This window comes from Variovorax trehalosi (genome assembly GCF_051216415.1).
GTDB lineage: Bacteria > Pseudomonadota > Gammaproteobacteria > Burkholderiales > Burkholderiaceae_C > Variovorax.
The window spans coordinates 141,367-157,588 of sequence record NZ_JBPJZG010000011.1 but is presented as its reverse complement, the minus strand read 5'-3'; the positions used below and the strand labels follow the sequence as shown (position 1 = coordinate 157,588).

Genomic DNA, 16,222 nt, shown 5'->3' with positions numbered 1-16,222 from the left:
GTCTCCTTGGATGTTTACCGACGGGCTCAGCGGCCCTTGGCCTGGCGCCACGCAGCGAAGTCGTCGCGGCTTTGCTCTTCGGTGGGTGGATAGAGGCCGAGGATGGAGCGGCCCTGAAGCACCTGTTCCTGCACGAAGTCCTCGAAGGCGGTCATCTCTACGGCTTCGGCCGCCAGCTCGTCGGCCATGTGGGCCGGGAGGACGATCACGCCTTCGGCATCGCCCACGATCACGTCGCCCGGAAACACCGGCGCATCGCCGCAGCCGATGGGCACGTTGATGTCGATGGCCTGGTGCAGGGTGAGGTTGGTCGGCGCGCTGGGGCGATGGTGGTAGGCCGGGAAGCCGAGCTTCGCGATGTCGGGGCTGTCGCGGAAACCGCCGTCGGTCACCACGCCGGCCACGCCTCGCTTCATCAGCCGCGTGACCAGGATGCCGCCAGCCGAGGCGGCGCGCGCGTCCTTGCGGCTGTCGATGACCAGCACGGCGCCTTCGGGACACTGCTCCACCGCCTGGCGCTGCGGATGATTGCGGTCGAGGAAAACGCTGATCGGGTTCAGGTCTTCGCGCGCCGGCATGTAGCGCAGCGTGAAGGCCTCGCCCACCATGTTGGGCAGGCCCGCGTCGAGCGGCCGCACGTCCTGGATGAACTGGTTGCGCAGGCCGCGCTTGAAAAGGGCCGTGCACAGGGTGGCGGTGCTCACCTTCATGAGCTGCTCGCGGGTGGCGGGATTCACGTGTCGTCTCCGTTCTTGAAATGAAATGGGAAATGAATGGGGGCTGGAGGGCCGATCAGAAGATGTCGGGCTCCGGTACCGGCTTGCCGAAGCTGGTTTCCAGGAAGTCGAAGTCGCAGCCTTCGTTGGCTTGCAGGATGTGACGGCCGAACATCCACCCGTAGCCGCGCTCGTAGCGCGGCGGCGGCGGCGTCCACAGGGCCTCGCGGCGGGCAAGTTCCTCATCGGCAATGTCGAGATGGATGCGCCGCGCAGGCACATCCACGGTGATGCGGTCGCCGGTCTGCACCAGCGCGAGCGGCCCACCGACGGCCGCCTCGGGCGAACAGTGCAGCAGGCAGCCGCCGTAGCTCGTGCCGCTCATGCGTGCGTCGGACAGACGCAGCATGTCTTTCACGCCCTGTTTCAGCAGCTTGCTCGGGATCGGCAACATGCCCCACTCCGGCATGCCGGCGCCGCGGGGGCCGGCGTTGCGCAACACGAGGATGTCGTCGCCCGTCACGTCCAGGTCGGGGTCTTCCACCGCCTTCTTGAGCGCGGGGTAGTCGTCGAACACCAGCGCCCGCCCGCTGTGCTGCAGAAGATGCGGCGCGCAGGCGCTGGGCTTGATCACCACGCCGTCGGGCGCCAGGTTGCCGCGCAACACGGCCAGTGCGCCTTCGGCGTAGATGGGGTTGGCGAGCGGCCGGATCACGTCGTCGTCGTAGACCTCGGCGCCTTCGATGTTCTCGCCGAGGGTGCGTCCATTGACGGTGCGCGCGTCGGTGCGCAGGTGCCCGCGGATGCGCTCCAGCATCGCGGGCAGGCCACCGGCGTAGAAGAAGTCTTCCATCAGGTAGGCGTCGCCGCTGGGCCGGATGTTGGCGATGACGGGCACGCGACGGCTGAAGGTGTCGAAGTCGTCCAGGCTCACCGCATGGCCGGCGCGGCGCGACATCGCGATCAGGTGCACGACGGCATTGGTGCTGCAGCCCATGGCCATCGCGCAGGCGATGCCGTTCTCGAAGTTGGCGCGCGTGAGCATCGTCGCGGGCGTGAGGTCTTCCCACACCATCTCGACGATGCGGCGCCCGCAGTCGGCGCTCATGCGGATGTGGTTGGCGTCCGCCGCGGGAATGCTGGAGGCGCCGGGCAACGTCAGGCCCACCGCCTCGGCAATGCCCATCATGGTAGCGGCCGTGCCCATGGTCATGCAGGTGCCGTGGCTGCGCGCGATGCCGGCTTCCATCTCGGCCCAGGCCTGTTCGCCCAGCCGGCCGGCGCGGCGCTCGTCCCAGTACTTGAAGGCGTCGGAGCCGGAGCCCAGCACCTTGCCCTTCCAGTTGCCGCGCAGCATGGGGCCGGCGGGCAGGTAGATAAAGGGGATGTCCATGCTGAGCGCGCCCATCACGAGGCCGGGCGTGGTCTTGTCGCAGCCGCCCATCAGCACCGCGCCGTCGATCGGATGGCTGCGCAGCAGCTCTTCCGTTTCCATCGCGAGGAAGTTGCGATACAGCATGGTGGTGGGCTTGACCATGCTTTCCGAAAGCGAAATGGCCGGCAGCTCGAGCGGGAATCCGCCCGCCTGGAGCACGCCGCGCTTGACGTCGTCCACGCGCTGCTTGAAGTGCGCGTGGCACTGGTTGGCGTCGCTCCAGGTGTTGACGATGGCGATCACCGGCTTGCCCATCCAGTCGGAATAGGTGTAGCCCATCTGCAGCACGCGCGAGCGATGACCGAAGGAGCGGAAGTCGTCGGGCGCAAACCAGCGGGCGCTGCGAAAGGATTCGTAGGGGCGTTTCATCAGGGTTGTCTCCAGGGGCATCGCGCGATGGACGCCGCCTTGCCGTTGGCAATATCGAAATTAAAACACTAGTATATTAGTGCGTCAATGACACAATCGCCAGCGATGAGCGCCCCTCCCAAGATCCGACTTGACCGCACCCGCCTGGCCGCACCCCAGGTGCTGGAAAGATTGCGAGAAGCCATCCTCTCGCTGGAACTCGTTCCCGGAACCGTGCTGGCGCGACAAGAGTTGGCCGACCGGTTCGGCGTGAGTCAAACGCCTGTTCGCGAGGCCCTGCTGCGCCTGAGCGAAGAAGCACTGGTAGACGTGTTTCCGCAGCACGCCACGCTGGTCAGCCGCATCGACATCGCGGCGGCACGCGAAGCGCACTTCCTGCGGCGGTCCATCGAACTGGAGCTGGTGCATCAGCTGGCACAGCAGGAATCGCCAGGGCTGGTCGAGCAGTTGAAAGGCGTCATCGCACAGCAGGCGGCGCTTGCAACGTCGCAGCGCTATGGCGATTTCGTCAACGCCGATCGGGCGTTTCACCGCCTGATGTATGAAGCCGGCGGCGTGCTGGGCCTTTGGGATCTCGTGGGCCGCGTATCCGGACATGTCGACCGGCTGCGCCGCCTGCACCTGCCCACCGCCGGCAAGACCGAGGCGATCCTGCGCGACCACCGCGCCATCGTGCGCGCCATCGAGGCACAAGACCCCGCCGCCGCCCAGGCCGCGCTTCGCAAGCATCTGTCAGGCACGCTCAGTGCGGTGAACGAGATCTGCCGGCAGTATCCCGACTACGTGCTCGCCTGACCGACCGTAGCCGGCCCCAGGCCTGACTGCGCTCTGGTCGCTTGCGTGCGCGAACTCAAAACTGAAGGCTTCCGCCGAACACGGACACCGGGTGTGCGCTCCAGCTCAATACAGCCACTTTCGCACAAGAGGCTGGCCGAAATGATGTGTCAGCAGCGCTTCCCCGCCCTCCTCGTCATCGTGAATTTCCGCCAGGCAGCGAATCATCAGAGCGTCGAGATAGTCCGCGACGGAAGCGAAGAAACGCGTCAACGGCTCACCGTCGTCGTGGTCGAAATAGTAGACCTCGCCCGTCTGCCGGTGAAAGCAGAACATGTTGCCGTTGCCGAGATAGTCACCGAAGGCGACCATCTCGTCGGCCAGCGCGAGAAGGGCGTCGCCGTCGGGCAGATCCTCGGCAATGTCGACGATGCCGGGGTAGGCCTCGCGCAATGCCTGGACCGGCGTGTCGCCCATCTCGACGCTGCACAGGGTCTCGGCCAGAGACAGCGCGCCGAACTGGCAATGGTATTCGCGCAGTGGCGCGGGCAAGCGACAGCCCAGACGTGCTTCCAGCGCATCCAGATCGGCGTCGCTCGAGGGCGTGATCGATGCCTGGCTCACATGACCTTGCCACAGGGCGGCGTATGCACCGATCACGTCGGCGTACCAGCGGCCGCGAGCCATCGGATCGGACAGTTCCGGCCACATCAGCGGCGGGCAGCCGTCGGGCGGCCACGGTGCGGATGGTTCGGTTGACTCAATCATCATCGTCAAGCTTGAATTGTTCGCCCGGTCCATGCGTGACCAGACATGGGCCGCCTTACCGATAGGCGTCGCACAGCGCCAGATACTCGTCGCCCGAAATCTCCAGGCCCGTGGCACGGCGCAGCACCCGCGCCCGCGGCTTGGGCAAGTCGGTCTTGATCTGGATCTGCCTGCCGATGGGAATGCCCATGTAGTTCTGGTTGACCCAGGTGTTCTCGACGATGTTGTCCCACGGCAGCAGCATGCCGTTCTCGAAGGTCAGGCCCTGGTGGCCGACGACAAACGCGGGCTGGTCGATGTTGCGCAGCGTGTTCAGGCACTTGAAGGTGAGCCATGCCGTGAGCAACCCGAAGCAGGCAGCGATGAGGATGCCGATGTTCTTGTCCTGCGCGCGGATGCACAGCACTGCCAGCACCACGGTCACCACAGCCCAGAGCGCGGTGCCGGCGATCAGGCGCGTGCGGGAATAGAACACGGGGCGGTCCTGGCGGATCTTCTCTTGCTGGGCGGCGGAGCTGTAGATTTCCATTTTTGTCTGATGCGCTGTGCGCGAATTGGAGTGAAAAAAAGCGGAGGGAGAAAACTCAGTGCGCGGGCAGGCGCTGCATCAGGCAGGCCATCAGCACGGGCTCGTTGTCGATCTTCGAGCGGTCGATCTTTCGGGACTTGCCGTGCGCAACGATGACCAGGTGTTCGTCCACCTCCATGCCCTCTTCGTCGGACTGCGTGCGGATGGTGTCGATGCTCGACCACGCAATCAGCTGGCCCTTGTGCACCAGGCCTTCGGCCTGCAGGCCGAGCGCGCCGAACTTCACCGTCTCGCCGGCATGCAGGCGGCGCTCGACATCGTGCCCCAACGTGGCACCGACGGCCTCTTCCACTTCGGCGAGCAAGGCATCAGGTGCGTCCCACAGGTTCAGGCGCAGGCGCAGCGTCCTTCCGTCGCGGGTGTCGAGCAGCACATGGTTGCGGTTATGGCGATGGCGAAAGCGCGTGACGTCCGCGAAGGCGAGTGTGCGGTCGCCAAGCCGAAGGCCTTGCCCGCCTACGGACAGTTGCCCCGGCGTGCGCAGCCATGCGAAGAAGTCGCTGCCCTGCCAGCAGATCAGATAGATCGCGGCGGGAACGGCCAGGAAGAGAACGACGATCGCGCCCCTGTGGTGAATGAAGTCCGGCGTGATGAGGTACGGCAGGATATAGACCTTGGCCGGCAGCAGCATCATGGCGCCGAAGACGTAAAGGGCCGCGATGCCGGCGAGCACGCAATAGAAGGAATAGCGGGGAAAGACTTTGGCGTGGCTCATAGGAATGTCGCACCCGGCGCAAGAACGACCGGCAATGCGGGCAATGGAAAACTGCCCGCGCACCATAGCAGCGCAACGCGCGTTTCATGACCCTCAACGCGACGGTAGGTGTCTCATTCTGAGAGAAAAAAATGGGCGCCATACGAAAGGTTTAACTTCTCTTTCCCCCGACGGCTGAACGGCGTCGCAGCACACCCCCCACCTCTTCCTGCAAGTCGTGGCGCCCGATGAATGCGCTGCATTGTGGAGTTGCAGACACATCAGTTCCATTCGGCTCAACCTTTGCCCATGATCGTGTCCAAGCGGACAGTCCGGCGCATTGCATCTTGCGCAAGGCGTCCTTTTTCCCCTTTCAGCAGACACCTCCAACGACATGGCAAAAGTTCTCGTTCTCTATCACAGCTTCTACGGTCACATCGAAGCCATGGCGCAAGCCGTTGCGCAGGGCGCGCGCGACGTTGCCGGCACCACGGTGGATCTGAAGCGCGTCCCCGAAACCGTACCGCCCGACGTCTTCCGGAACGCGAAGGGCAAGGAAGACCAGGCTGCGCCGATCGCAACGCCCGGCGAGCTCGCCGACTACGACGCGATCGTGTTCGGCGCACCGACGCGCTTCGGCAACGTCAGCGCCCAGATGCGCACCTTCATCGACCAGACCGGCCCGCTGTGGATGCAGGGTGGCCTCATCGGCAAGGTCGGATCGGTCTTCACCGCGTCGGCGACGCAGCACGGCGGACAGGAGAGCACGATCCTGAGTTTCCTGCCGACGCTGCTGCACCACGGCATGCTCGTCACGGGTCTGCCGTATGCCGAGAAGCGGCAGATGGGGCTGGACGAGATCAAGGGCGGCAGCCCCTATGGCGCGGCGACCATTGCCGGCGGCCAGGGAGAGCGGATGCCCAGCGAGCAGGAGCTCGGCATGGCGCAGTTCCAGGGCCGGCATGTGGCCGAGATCGCGGCCCGGCTTTTCGGCTGACCCGACGGAGCATTCATCATGCAGAAAGACATCGCCGGCATACGCCTTCCCGACAGCCAGCTCGCCCGCGAGATGACCCAGTTCATTCGCGACACCGAAAGCGACCTGCTGTTTCACCACTCCGCCCGTGTCTATTGCTGGGGCGCCTTGACCGGCGCACGCACCGGATCGACTTTCGATCCCGAGTTGCTGTACGCGGCGTCCATGTTCCACGACATCGGCCTCACTGCGCGCCATGAACAGAGCCAGCTTCGCTTCGAGGTCGATGGCGCGAACGCCGCGCGCGATTTTCTTCAGGGGCATGGCATCTCCGAACGCGACATCGAGACGGTCTGGAATGCCGTTGCACTCCACACGACGCCCGGCATCCCGCAATTCATGCGTCCGGAAATTGCGCTGGTGCAGGCGGGCGCCGGCATGGACGTGGCCGGCCGCGGCTACGACCAGTTCACCGACGCGCAGCGCGAAGCCGTCGTCGCCGCGTTTCCCCGGGAAACCGACTTTGCGCATGGAATCATCGATGCCTTCCACCAGGGCATGAAGCACCGTCCGGACAGCACCTTCGGCACCTTCAACGACGACGTCCTGGCATTCAAGGATCCGGGCTTTCAGAGGATCGACATGTGCACGGTCATTCTTGCTTCGCGCTGGAACCGCCAGACCGGCTGCGATACCGCGGGCGGCTGTGCGCACCACGGCCACCGCGATCCGGGACACAAGCACGAATGAATCGCCGGGGCCTGCGCACTCGAACGCCGCGGCCATCGCATGCCGGCTATTCGATGCGGAACACGAACTCCTGCGTCGCCAGCACCTCCGCGTCGCCCGAGGTCTCGCATTCGTATCGCATCACCGCCGCTCGCACGGCCGAGTGATAGACACGCGGGCCCGACAGGATGCGCACCTCCTGCACATGGCCGCCCCTGATGCGCACCTCGGCCTTCACCACGCCGCCGATGCCTTCGTCCAGCGCCTTGCGCGGCATCTCGGGCTTGACCTGCCGCGGGCAGGCCACCGAGATGTCGGTGGTGGTCGCCTTCGGCGGGGCCGGCGGCGCGGGGGGCGCCGGTGGTGCGGCCGGCGGCGGCGGCACGGGCTCGGTGTTCTGCACGGCAGTGATCGCGGGCGCCGAGGTGACGGGCGGGGTCACGGCCGGCGGCGGCACGTAGGCCGGGCGCGGCGGCGGTGGCGGCTTGGGCGTTTCCTGCCGCACGATCTTCTTCGGCGGCGGCGGTGGGGGTGGAGGGGGCGGCGGGGGCGGCTTGATCTCGCTGATGATGGTCGCCTCCATCGGCTTCTTGATCAGCTCGACCGTCTGGCGCGCGAGCCCCGACACGAGCGCATAGCCCACGCCGACGTGGAACAGCACCATCACGGCGATGCCCACGGGACCGAAGCGCGACTTGGGGTTGAAGTCCTGGCGGGAGCGCTTCATGGAACGAACTGCTCCGCACCCACGATGCCCAGCTTGCTCACGCCCGTGCGCTGCGCCGAGGCCATCACACCGGCCACCACCTCGTATTTCGCGCGCCGGTCGGGGCGCAGGTGCACCTCGGGTTGCACGGCCTGCGCGGCAACCTGTTCGAAGCGCCGTTCGATCTCGCCGCGGTCGGCCAGCGGCTCGCCGTTCCATTGCACGACGCCGAGCGCATCGATGTCGATGCGCAGCACCTCGGGCTTGATGTCGCTGGGCGGCGGGTTGCCCGTGGGCATGTTCAGGTTGACCGCGTGCAGCTGGATCGGGATGGTGATGATCAGCATGATCAGCAGCACCAGCATCACATCGATGAGCGGCGTGGTGTTGATGTCCATCATGGGCTCGTCAGAGGGCGCGCTGCTGCGCCGCCCCTGCTTTTCTTTTCTTGGCATGGCTTGTCTCGCTGTGTGCGCGTTTCAGTTCAGCGCGGGCGGCTCGGTGATGAAGCCCACCTTGGCGATCCCGGCCGCCTGGCAGGCGTAGACGATCCGGCCCACCGGCTCGTAGTCGGAATGCCAGTCGCCGCGGATGTGCACCTCGGGCTGCGGGTTCAGGGCGGCCACCTTGGTGAGCCGGGCGATCAACGCGGGCGTGTCGCGCACCGGCGTGTCGTACCAGTAGGTGCGGCCGGCGGCGTCCACCGAGATCACGACGGTCTCGGGCTTGCTCTCGCGCACCTCGTTGCGTTCCTTCGGCACCGCGACGGGCACCGAGTAATTGACCACCGGGATGGTGATGAGGAAGATGATCAGCAGCACCAGCATCACGTCGACCAGCGGCGTGGTGTTGATGGCCGCGATGGCCTGCTCCTCGTCTCCCCCGGCGGCCGGGATGTTCATCGCCATGGCGCGGTTCGCTTGATTGCGCGGGCCGTCAGGCCGCGGCGCTGCCGGCCAGGATCACCGAGTGCAGCTCGCCGCTGAACTCGCGCACGTCGTCCATCACGGCGATGTTGCGGCGCAGGAGCCAGTTGTAGCCCAGCACCGCGGGCACGGCCACGGCCAGGCCGATGGCGGTCATGATGAGCGCCTCGCCCACCGGGCCCGCCACCTTGTCGATCGACGCCTGGCCCGCCACGCCGATGGCGGTGAGCGCGTGGTAGATGCCCCAGACCGTGCCGAACAGCCCGACGAACGGTGCCGTCGAACCCACGGTGGCCAGCAGCGACATGCCGTTGCCCAGGCGCCGCTGCACGCGCTCGGTGGCGCGGTGGATGCACAGGTCGACGAAGTCGGCGAAGTCGACCTTGCCGCGCAGGCCGTCGTGCTTCTGCGTGGCCTGCATGCCGGCGTCGGCAATGAAGCGGAACGGGCTGCCCTCGGCCAGCCGCGCGGTGCCGGCCTGCACGGTGCCCGCATTCCAGAACTCGTTGTCGACCGCGCGCGCCTGGCGGCCCATGCGCATCTGCTCGAGCAGCTTGGTGACGATCACGTACCAGCTGCCCATCGACATGATCGCCAGGATGGCGAGCACGGCCTTGGCCACGGCATCGCTCTGCGACCAGAGCGCGCCGATGCCGTAGGGGTTGTCGACCTTGGCGGTGGCCGCCGATGCGGTGGCGGGTGCGGCGAGTTTCTCGGGCACCGCCACGGGTGCGGGCGCGGCAGCGGCGCTGGCTGCGGTCTGCGGTGCCGGCGAGGTCTGGGCGCCCGCGAGTTGCGGCGCGCTGCCCAGGCCGAGGGCCAGAACGAAAGGCGCGGCCACGGCCGTCAGCCGCGCAAGGAATGTCTTCGTCATCGTTGTCTTCTCCGAAAAAAATAGGTTCTCTTCAGGCCGCGGCTTACCAACCGCGCGCCTTGTCCCAGACCGCCCGTACGCCGCTGCCGGCGCCTTCGACCACGTGGTAGCGGTCGTAGGGGGCGGCGGTCATGCAGGCGTGGTGCGGCAGCACGCGCACGCGGGCGCCGACGGGCAGTGCGCGGAACATGGCTGTTGCGTCGGCATCACCCTCGCAGGCGATGAGCCCGTGCTCCTGGTGCAGCTCGGCCACGCACAGGCCGGGCATCGGCACGGTGCCATCGGCCTGGCACACCAGCCCGAAGCCCAGGCCGCTGCGGAACTCGGCCGCCGACTGGTCCTTCGACAGCGCGAGCGCGCCGGCGTCGATCAGCACGCGGCGCGAGCGCGGGTTGTGGCCGATCACGGTGGCCAGCACCGACAGCGCGATGTCTTCCACGCCGCAGATGCCGCGCGCCACCTGATCGAGGTCGCAGAAGGTGTAGACGCCGGGCCGCATCTCGGTGACGCCTTCGAGCGTCTGCGCGCACACGGCCGTGGGCGTGGAACCCACGCTCACCACCTCGACCGGAATGCCGACCGCGCGCAGCCGCTCGGCCGCATGCACGGCGCCGGCACGCTCGGCCTCGGCAATGGCGCGGATCGCGGTGCCGCCCTGCACGTGGTAGCTGTGGCCCGCATGCGTGAGCACGCCGGCCAGCGACAGCGATTCGCTGCGCTGCACTTCGCGCGCAAGCGACAGCAACTCGTCGTCGTTCGGGCCGACGCCGCCGCGCCCGCCGCCCGTGTCGATCTCGAGCAGCAGGCGGAAGCAGGCGCCCAGCGCCCGCGCGCGCGCACTGGCCGCCTGCACCGCCTCGATGGAATCGGCCAGCAGCGTCACGCGCGCGCCGTGCGTGCGCTGGATGTCGTGCAGCGCCTCGATCTTGTTGGCGTCGATGCCGACCGCATAAGTCAGGTCGGTGAAGCCGTGGCGCGCGAAGTACGCGACCTCGGCCACCGTCGACACCGTGAGCCCGCCGGCCTGCCCGCGCGCGGCGCGGCGCGCCACGTCCACCGACTTCGCGGTCTTCAGGTGCGGGCGCAGCGCCACGCCGTGGCGCGCCGCGCGCTCTGCCATCGCCTCGCAATTGCGTTCGAGCACCCCGACGTCGAGCAGCAGCGCGGGGGTGGTGAGTTCGGCCAGGGTCGTCATCGGCCGGTTCCGGACGCGATCTGCGCCATCACGCCGTCGATTTCCTCGGCCACGCGCTGCACGAAGGGCGGCAGCAGCACCAGCGTCATGTGCGCCGCGCCATCGATGCACGCGAGGCGGCGTTGCGTCGACAGCGCTGCATTCGATTCCTGGAACTCGGGCCAGCGCTGCTGCACCGCGGCGATCGCCGGGTCGGCGCCGGCCGGCAGTGGCTGCTGCTTCGCCCACAGCACGGCAAGCGGACGCGCACCGAAGTCGGGTGCGGCACCGGCCTGGCGCGCGACGTGCGGCAGGCCGCGCACCTCGGCCAGCATGGTGTCGAGCGCTTCGGGCGTGTAGGTGGCCTTCATCTGGCGCAGCACCTGCGGCATGTCGGCGAACAGGGCCTCGATGGGTGCCTGCTCCGGCGGCGGCGGGCCGCCAGCCTGAAAGTTCGCGCGCTTCTCGCGCTCGGCCGCGAACTGCGATTCGGGCGGGTGCTCGTACATCGCGAACTGCTCAGGATGGCTGGCGTCAAGCATCACGACGCCGGCCACCTGCTGCGGGTACAGGCCTGCGTAGACCCGGTTCAGCAGGCCGCCGAGCGAATGGCCGACCAGCACGATCGGGCCTGTCACGCCTGCCGCTGCGAGCAGCGCATGCAGGCGGTGCGCCGTGCGCTCGCCGTCGAAAGGCGCATCGTCGGCCTCGCTCCAGCCCATGCCGGCGCGGTCGTAGCTGATTACGGGGTGCTTCGCCGCCAGCGCCTGCTGCAGCCGCGCGTAGGTCGTCGAGGCACAGCCACCGCCGGCTTCGATCACGATCGTGGGCTGCGCGGCACTGGCCGGCGCGGGGCCGCTGCGCTGCAGATGCATCGCACGGCCGTCGATGGTGTAGAGCTCCCCGGGCGCAGCCATGTGGTACGGCCGTCCGGGCTGTTCCACGCGCGGCCAGTAGTCGAGGTCGCGCACGCGGTATGGCAGGTTGGCGAAGTCGGTGCTCAGCGAGGCCGGCGTCGACACATACAGCACCGACTTGGCGATCGGGCCGAACTCCGCATGGAAGTGCTGCGCCGACTTCACGATGACCAGCTTCTTGGCCGCCAGGTCGATGCCCAGTCCGGTGAAGAGATCGGCGCCGATGACCTGGTTGCGCTTGCTGATGAGCACGATGTCCACGCCGTCCGCCGCCTGCACCCACACGCACGGCCCCATGGGCGTGCGCACGCCCGAGAGGCCGCCCTGCGAATGCGCCTCCACCACGTTCTTCACGGTCACGTGCAGGTCGATGGGGTTGCCCGAAGCCGGGCCGCACTTGCCGCCCAGGCGCAGCTCGAAGCTCGCGCCCACGCCCGCGTCGCGGCACAGCTGCACCGCGCCCAGGTCCCAGACGCCGCCGAAGGCCACGTCGCCGATGCCGCGCTCGACCACCGCGCGCAGCATGAAGGTGCTGTCGCTGGTGGCGCCGCCGCCGGGGTTGTCGGCGGTGTCGGCAATGACCACGGGGCCGTCCGGCACGGCCATGGCCTTGGCGAGCGTCTCCTCGATCGAAAGCGAAGGCACGCCGGTCTCGTGGCGCAGGTCCCAGAAGGCGCGGCCCAGCTCCTTGGCGAGCTTCGCGGCCAGCGCGGGGTCGTTGTCGGTCACCACCCAGAGCTTGGCGCCCGACTCAGGCACGTCGGCCCACGGGAAGCCATGGCCCAGCGACACCGAGAGCACGCCCGGCAGTTGCTCGGCGGCCTGCATGCGGCGCACGAAGCCGGCCATGGGTTCGCGCGTGGTATGCCACTTGCCGACCATGCGGCAGTCGTGCACGGCGGTCACGGGCCGCACGCGGCCCTCTGCGGTGTCGACCACGATGCGGATCAGTTCGGTCAGGCGTTCGAACGCGTCGGTGTGCGGATATTCCTTGTAGCAAATGATCGCGTCCGCCTCATTCAGCATCTTCTGCGTGAAGTGGCAGTGCAGGTCGAGCGAGACGCCGATGGGCACGCCCGGCCCGACGATGTCGCGCACGCGCGAGATCACGTCGCCTTCGCAGTCGTCGTAGCCGTCGGCCACCATCGCGCCGTGCAGCACGAGGATCACGCCATCGACCGGGCCGGCCTTGCGCAGGTCGTCCAATATTTCGTCGCGCAGGCGCTCGTAAACGCTGCGCACGGTGCGCCCGAGCGGCTGCGCGAAGGCCAGCAGGCTCTCGACCGTTTCGTGGCCTTCCGCGGCCAGTTGCTTCCGCACCTCGACCGCGTACATGCCGTAGCCGGCCGCGTCCCGCGTGCTCGCGTCGCCGCGGAAGATGCCGTATTCCTCGTAGCTGCCCAGGCCGGTGGGGGCCGAGACGAAGGTGTTGGTCTCGGTGGCGAACAGGGTGGTGAAGAACTTCATGCGCGGGGCTCCTGGCGGGCAAGGTGGATGTTTCGCGAGCGCGTCGTGGCGAACAGCAGTCCCACGACCCGGCCGCCCTTGCGCTCCACGTTGAGAACCGATTTGCCCAGCTGGGACAGCACCGGATCGACCGAAGCGAGCGTCATCACGTCGGCCGACAACGGTGTCAGCACGCACACGTGCTGGCCGTGGCGGCCCTGCACGGTGAGCAGCAGCTTGCCGTCCACCAGCGCCATCTGCGCGGTGGCATCGAGGTCGGGGCTGGTGTAGTCGCCGCACAGCTGGTCGGCGAGCGACACGGCATCGGGCGCGGTCGCGGGCAGGCGCTCGAAGCGGCGCGGCTGGCCGCCTTCGTGCAGCACGAGCGCGTCGGGCGCACGTTGCGGATCGATGTCGCCCGCGTCGATCACGAGGTCGTTCACCGGAATGTCCTGCAGGCCCAGCCAGAGCTTGCCGCCGCCCTGGTGCATCGCATGCGCGCTGCCGGCCTGCCACGACATGCCCAGCTTGCCGCCAACCTCCGCGAAGCCCAGCAGGCTGCCCGTCGACGGTGCGTGGTAGCGCTGGCCGACCAGCGCGGGGAAGTCGCTGGCCAGGGGCCGCACTTCGGGCGGCGCGAGCGCGTCGCCCAACAGCAGCTCGACCGCCCTGAGCGCCAGCGACGCCGGCGACACCGGCGCGCCGTTCACCATGGCGATGATGTGCAGCCCGTGGCTGGGCACGCTGATCATCTGCGACTGCGCGCCGAGCACGGCGCCCGCGTGGTGGACGATCTCGACGCCGCGATACGGGTGGCGCGCCAGGCCGAAGCCGTAGGTCACCTGGGAGCCCGACGACAGCGTGGTGGGGGCCGACAGCAGCGCCCAGCTCTTCGCGCTGCCCACGATCTTTTCGCTGCCGTGCATGTGCGCGAGCCAGCGCAGCATGTCGTCCGCCGTCGACACCAGCGAACCGCCGCCGTCGAGTTCGCACGGGTACATGCCGCGGCGCCAGCCGCCGCCGGGCGCGGGCATGTAGAGGCCGGCCATGTGCGGCACCACGTCGAGGTCGGTCTGCACCGACGACGTGTCGGGCATGCCCAGCGGGTCGAACAGGCGCGCCTTCAGGAAGTCGTTGAAGCTCCGGCCGCTCACGCGCTCGACGATCTTCGCCAGCAGGAAGTAGCCGCCGTTGCTGTAGACCATGTGCGTGCCGGGCTCGAAGTTGAGCTCGCTCTGGCGTGCCATCGCGGGCAGGCCCGGGCCGGGCAAGGTGAACGTGAGGCCGTGCGCAATCGCCCACAGCTCGTCATGGCCGCGCCAGCCGCTGGTGTGCGTGAGCAGGTGGCGCAGCGTGGGGCCGTTGGCGCTGAGCTGCGGCAATTCGGGCAGGTATTTCTGCACCGGGTCTTCCACATCGAGCAGGCCGTCTTCGGCCAGCAGCAGCACGGCCATCGCCGTGAAGTGCTTGCTGGTGGAGGCGATGCGCATGCGCGTGGTCGGCGTGAGGGCCACGCCCATCTCCAGGCTGGCCATGCCGACGGCACGGCGGTACAGCAGGCGGCCGTGCTGCGCGATGCCCAGCACCAGGCCGGGCGCGTCGCTGCGATTGAGGGGCGCCACCAGCGCGTCGATGGCGGCCAGTGCGGAGGCGGTGTCAGGAAGAGAAGCTGAAGGGTGTGGTTGTGACATGGAGGAACAACGAACGATGAAAGGGAGGAGCGGGATCTCGAAGCAGAAGGCTCAGTTCGGCTTCGCCTCGCGCATCAGGCGGACGAACGGGCCTTCGGTGGCGCGCAGCACCATGGCGCCCAGGCTGCCGCCGACCAGCGTGGTCGCGACGATGGACACCGCCAGGCCGTTGGGCATCGACTTGAGGGCGTCCGACAACATGCCGACCATCAGCGGCCCCACCACGCCGAAGGGCAGGCTGGCCAGCGTGAGCATCGCGATGGTGCGGGCGCGCAGGTGCGGCGGCGCCGCGTCCTGCAGCACGTTGGGCAGCAGCACCGCACTGCCGATGAGCGGCACCACCAGCAGCCCCAGCAGCATGAAGTTGTGGTTGGCCGAACTCGTGAACAGCAGCAGCGTCGACATCAGCGCCGCCGAGAGATTGCCCAGCATGATCAGCCGCAGCGCCGCGGCCGGTCCCATGCGCGGCTGCACGTAGCGCATCGACAGCACGCCCAGCAGGCCGCCGGCCACGGTGCCGCACAGGAAGGCCAGGCCCATGCCCTGCCCCATCTGCACCGGGGTGACGCCGTAGGTGCGCGCCGTGACGATCGGCAGCCAGGTGCCGAGCGAACTCAGGCCGACGCTGGTCAGGCCCACGCCGGTCACCAGGCCCGCGAAGGTGCGCCAGTGACGGCGCAGGTGCTCGCGCAGGGTCGTGGCGCCCGTTGCGTCGGTGACCGGTGCGTCCGGCTTTGCCTGGTGGACACCGCCGTGCGGCGTGCGCCGGATCGACAGCACCAGCAGCGTCACCGGAATGCCGGCCGACGCCAGCACGAAGAAGGTCAGGCGCCAGGCTTCGAGCTGCTGCATCGCGACGGGCAGCCAAGGCCGCAGGTCATCGGTGAGGTGCACGATGGTGCCGCCCAGCAGCGCACCCAGCGCACTGCCGAAGATGGCCGACAGCGCGAACACCGCATTGGCCAGCACCCGCTGCGCGCGCGGGAACAGGTCGGGGATCATGCTGTTGGTGATCGGCGTGAGGCCCGCCTCGCCCACACCCAGGCCGACGGAGGCGACGAACAGCACGCCGTAGTCCATGGCCGTGCCGCGCATGGCGGTGGCGGCGCTCCACAGCACCACGCAGGCGGCGAGCACCACGCGCCGGTCGTAGCGGTCGCTGAGCCAGCCCAGCGGCAAGGTGGCGATGCCGGTGAACAGCACGATGCCCGCGCCCTGCAACAGCCCGAGTTGCGTGTCGGAGAGCGACAGCGTCTGGCGGATCGGCTCCGTCAGCAGCGTAAGGATGACCTTGTCGATCGACCCCAGCACCGTCGCGATGATGAGCACCGCCAGCGCATACCAGGCGCTGGTGGGCGCCTTGCGGGTCGTTTCCAGGGCCGCAGGGGCGGCCGCATCCAGCGGCATCGGTGCCGCGAACGGTGGAAGGCCCGCCATG

General features: G+C 68.2%; 16 protein-coding genes. 3 read left to right on the top strand and 13 right to left on the bottom strand.

What is annotated here, in order from left to right:
• Positions 1–26: 26 nt before the first annotated feature.
• The gene (locus tag ACSFA7_RS31030) at positions 27–737 is read right to left on the bottom strand and encodes a ribonuclease activity regulator RraA (RefSeq protein ID WP_435502897.1); all 711 of its coding nucleotides are present in this window, start codon (positions 735–737) and stop codon (positions 27–29) included.
• A 55-nt stretch (positions 738–792) separates the two neighbouring features.
• Positions 793–2,520: an L-arabinonate dehydratase gene (gene araD / locus ACSFA7_RS31025; RefSeq protein WP_435502896.1), complete on the bottom strand. Its 1,728-nt coding sequence runs from the start codon at positions 2,518–2,520 to the stop codon at positions 793–795.
• 105 nt (positions 2,521–2,625) lie between these two features.
• On the opposite strand from araD, the gene ACSFA7_RS31020 reads away from it, so the two are divergent.
• Positions 2,626–3,315, top strand: coding sequence for a GntR family transcriptional regulator (locus ACSFA7_RS31020; RefSeq protein ID WP_435502895.1), 690 nt, complete (start codon positions 2,626–2,628; stop codon positions 3,313–3,315).
• 105 nt (positions 3,316–3,420) lie between these two features.
• On the opposite strand, the gene ACSFA7_RS31015 is transcribed toward ACSFA7_RS31020, so the two are convergent.
• From ACSFA7_RS31015 to ACSFA7_RS31005, 3 genes are read right to left on the bottom strand one after another with little or no spacing between them, the layout of a single operon-like run.
• Entirely contained in the window at positions 3,421–4,065 is a 645-nt protein-coding gene (locus ACSFA7_RS31015) for an SMI1/KNR4 family protein (RefSeq protein WP_435502956.1), read from the bottom strand.
• A 52-nt stretch (positions 4,066–4,117) separates the two neighbouring features.
• A complete protein-coding gene (locus ACSFA7_RS31010) occupies positions 4,118–4,591 on the bottom strand; it encodes a hypothetical protein (RefSeq protein ID WP_435502894.1) in 474 nt (157 codons plus the stop codon).
• A 55-nt stretch (positions 4,592–4,646) separates the two neighbouring features.
• Positions 4,647–5,366 carry a hypothetical protein gene (locus ACSFA7_RS31005; RefSeq protein ID WP_435502893.1) on the bottom strand — a complete coding sequence of 240 codons (720 nt, stop codon included), beginning with the start codon at positions 5,364–5,366 and terminating at the stop codon, positions 4,647–4,649.
• Between the two features lie 373 nt (positions 5,367–5,739).
• On the opposite strand from ACSFA7_RS31005, the gene wrbA reads away from it, so the two are divergent.
• Together wrbA and ACSFA7_RS30995 are read left to right on the top strand one after the other, a co-directional pair.
• On the top strand, positions 5,740–6,342 hold the full coding sequence (wrbA, locus tag ACSFA7_RS31000; RefSeq protein WP_435502892.1) for an NAD(P)H:quinone oxidoreductase: 603 nt from the start codon (positions 5,740–5,742) through the stop codon (positions 6,340–6,342).
• Positions 6,343–6,360: 18 nt separating this feature from the next.
• Complete coding sequence (locus tag ACSFA7_RS30995) at positions 6,361–7,071, top strand: HD domain-containing protein (protein WP_435502891.1); 711 nt, start codon at positions 6,361–6,363, stop codon at positions 7,069–7,071.
• Positions 7,072–7,117: 46 nt separating this feature from the next.
• On the opposite strand, the gene ACSFA7_RS30990 is transcribed toward ACSFA7_RS30995, so the two are convergent.
• Genes ACSFA7_RS30990 through ACSFA7_RS30955 form a run of 8 tightly spaced genes read right to left on the bottom strand, consistent with a single transcriptional unit; the run spans position 7,118 to position 16,221 of the window.
• Positions 7,118–7,777 (bottom strand): energy transducer TonB, encoded by a 660-nt coding sequence (locus tag ACSFA7_RS30990; protein ID WP_435502890.1) that lies wholly within the window; start codon positions 7,775–7,777, stop codon positions 7,118–7,120.
• On the bottom strand, positions 7,774–8,211 hold the full coding sequence (locus tag ACSFA7_RS30985; RefSeq protein WP_435502889.1) for an ExbD/TolR family protein: 438 nt from the start codon (positions 8,209–8,211) through the stop codon (positions 7,774–7,776). The genes ACSFA7_RS30990 and ACSFA7_RS30985 overlap by 4 nt, the downstream gene beginning before the upstream one ends.
• 24 nt (positions 8,212–8,235) lie before the next feature.
• Positions 8,236–8,664, bottom strand: a complete 429-nt coding sequence (locus ACSFA7_RS30980) for an ExbD/TolR family protein (RefSeq protein WP_206174162.1) — start codon at positions 8,662–8,664, stop codon at positions 8,236–8,238.
• Positions 8,665–8,692: 28 nt separating this feature from the next.
• A complete protein-coding gene (locus ACSFA7_RS30975) occupies positions 8,693–9,556 on the bottom strand; it encodes a MotA/TolQ/ExbB proton channel family protein (RefSeq protein WP_435502888.1) in 864 nt (287 codons plus the stop codon).
• 43 nt (positions 9,557–9,599) lie between these two features.
• Positions 9,600–10,751 (bottom strand): alanine racemase, encoded by a 1,152-nt coding sequence (locus ACSFA7_RS30970; protein WP_435502887.1) that lies wholly within the window; start codon positions 10,749–10,751, stop codon positions 9,600–9,602.
• Positions 10,748–13,114, bottom strand: coding sequence for an alpha/beta fold hydrolase (locus ACSFA7_RS30965; RefSeq protein ID WP_435502886.1), 2,367 nt, complete (start codon positions 13,112–13,114; stop codon positions 10,748–10,750). The genes ACSFA7_RS30970 and ACSFA7_RS30965 overlap by 4 nt, the downstream gene beginning before the upstream one ends.
• Positions 13,111–14,784 carry a serine hydrolase domain-containing protein gene (locus ACSFA7_RS30960; protein WP_435502885.1) on the bottom strand — a complete coding sequence of 558 codons (1,674 nt, stop codon included), beginning with the start codon at positions 14,782–14,784 and terminating at the stop codon, positions 13,111–13,113. The genes ACSFA7_RS30965 and ACSFA7_RS30960 overlap by 4 nt, the downstream gene beginning before the upstream one ends.
• A gap of 51 nt (positions 14,785–14,835) precedes the next feature.
• Positions 14,836–16,221: an MFS transporter gene (locus ACSFA7_RS30955; RefSeq protein ID WP_435502884.1), complete on the bottom strand. Its 1,386-nt coding sequence runs from the start codon at positions 16,219–16,221 to the stop codon at positions 14,836–14,838.
• Position 16,222: the final 1 nt, after the last annotated feature.

Bases quoted from the DNA above. Each gene is read 5' to 3' on its own strand.
- araD (WP_435502896.1), bottom strand. From the start codon at position 2,520: ATGAAACGCCCCTACGAATCCTTTCGCAGCGCCCGCTGGTTTGCGCCC.
- ACSFA7_RS31020 (WP_435502895.1), top strand. From the start codon at position 2,626: ATGAGCGCCCCTCCCAAGATCCGACTTGACCGCACCCGCCTGGCCGCA.
- ACSFA7_RS31015 (WP_435502956.1), bottom strand. From the start codon at position 4,065: ATGATGATTGAGTCAACCGAACCATCCGCACCGTGGCCGCCCGACGGC.
- ACSFA7_RS31010 (WP_435502894.1), bottom strand. From the start codon at position 4,591: ATGGAAATCTACAGCTCCGCCGCCCAGCAAGAGAAGATCCGCCAGGAC.
- ACSFA7_RS31005 (WP_435502893.1), bottom strand. From the start codon at position 5,366: ATGAGCCACGCCAAAGTCTTTCCCCGCTATTCCTTCTATTGCGTGCTC.
- wrbA (WP_435502892.1), top strand. From the start codon at position 5,740: ATGGCAAAAGTTCTCGTTCTCTATCACAGCTTCTACGGTCACATCGAA.
- ACSFA7_RS30995 (WP_435502891.1), top strand. From the start codon at position 6,361: ATGCAGAAAGACATCGCCGGCATACGCCTTCCCGACAGCCAGCTCGCC.
- ACSFA7_RS30990 (WP_435502890.1), bottom strand. From the start codon at position 7,777: ATGAAGCGCTCCCGCCAGGACTTCAACCCCAAGTCGCGCTTCGGTCCC.
- ACSFA7_RS30985 (WP_435502889.1), bottom strand. From the start codon at position 8,211: ATGCCAAGAAAAGAAAAGCAGGGGCGGCGCAGCAGCGCGCCCTCTGAC.
- ACSFA7_RS30980 (WP_206174162.1), bottom strand. From the start codon at position 8,664: ATGGCGATGAACATCCCGGCCGCCGGGGGAGACGAGGAGCAGGCCATC.
- ACSFA7_RS30975 (WP_435502888.1), bottom strand. From the start codon at position 9,556: ATGACGAAGACATTCCTTGCGCGGCTGACGGCCGTGGCCGCGCCTTTC.
- ACSFA7_RS30970 (WP_435502887.1), bottom strand. From the start codon at position 10,751: ATGACGACCCTGGCCGAACTCACCACCCCCGCGCTGCTGCTCGACGTC.
- ACSFA7_RS30965 (WP_435502886.1), bottom strand. From the start codon at position 13,114: ATGAAGTTCTTCACCACCCTGTTCGCCACCGAGACCAACACCTTCGTC.
- ACSFA7_RS30960 (WP_435502885.1), bottom strand. From the start codon at position 14,784: ATGTCACAACCACACCCTTCAGCTTCTCTTCCTGACACCGCCTCCGCA.
- ACSFA7_RS30955 (WP_435502884.1), bottom strand. From the start codon at position 16,221: ATGGCGGGCCTTCCACCGTTCGCGGCACCGATGCCGCTGGATGCGGCC.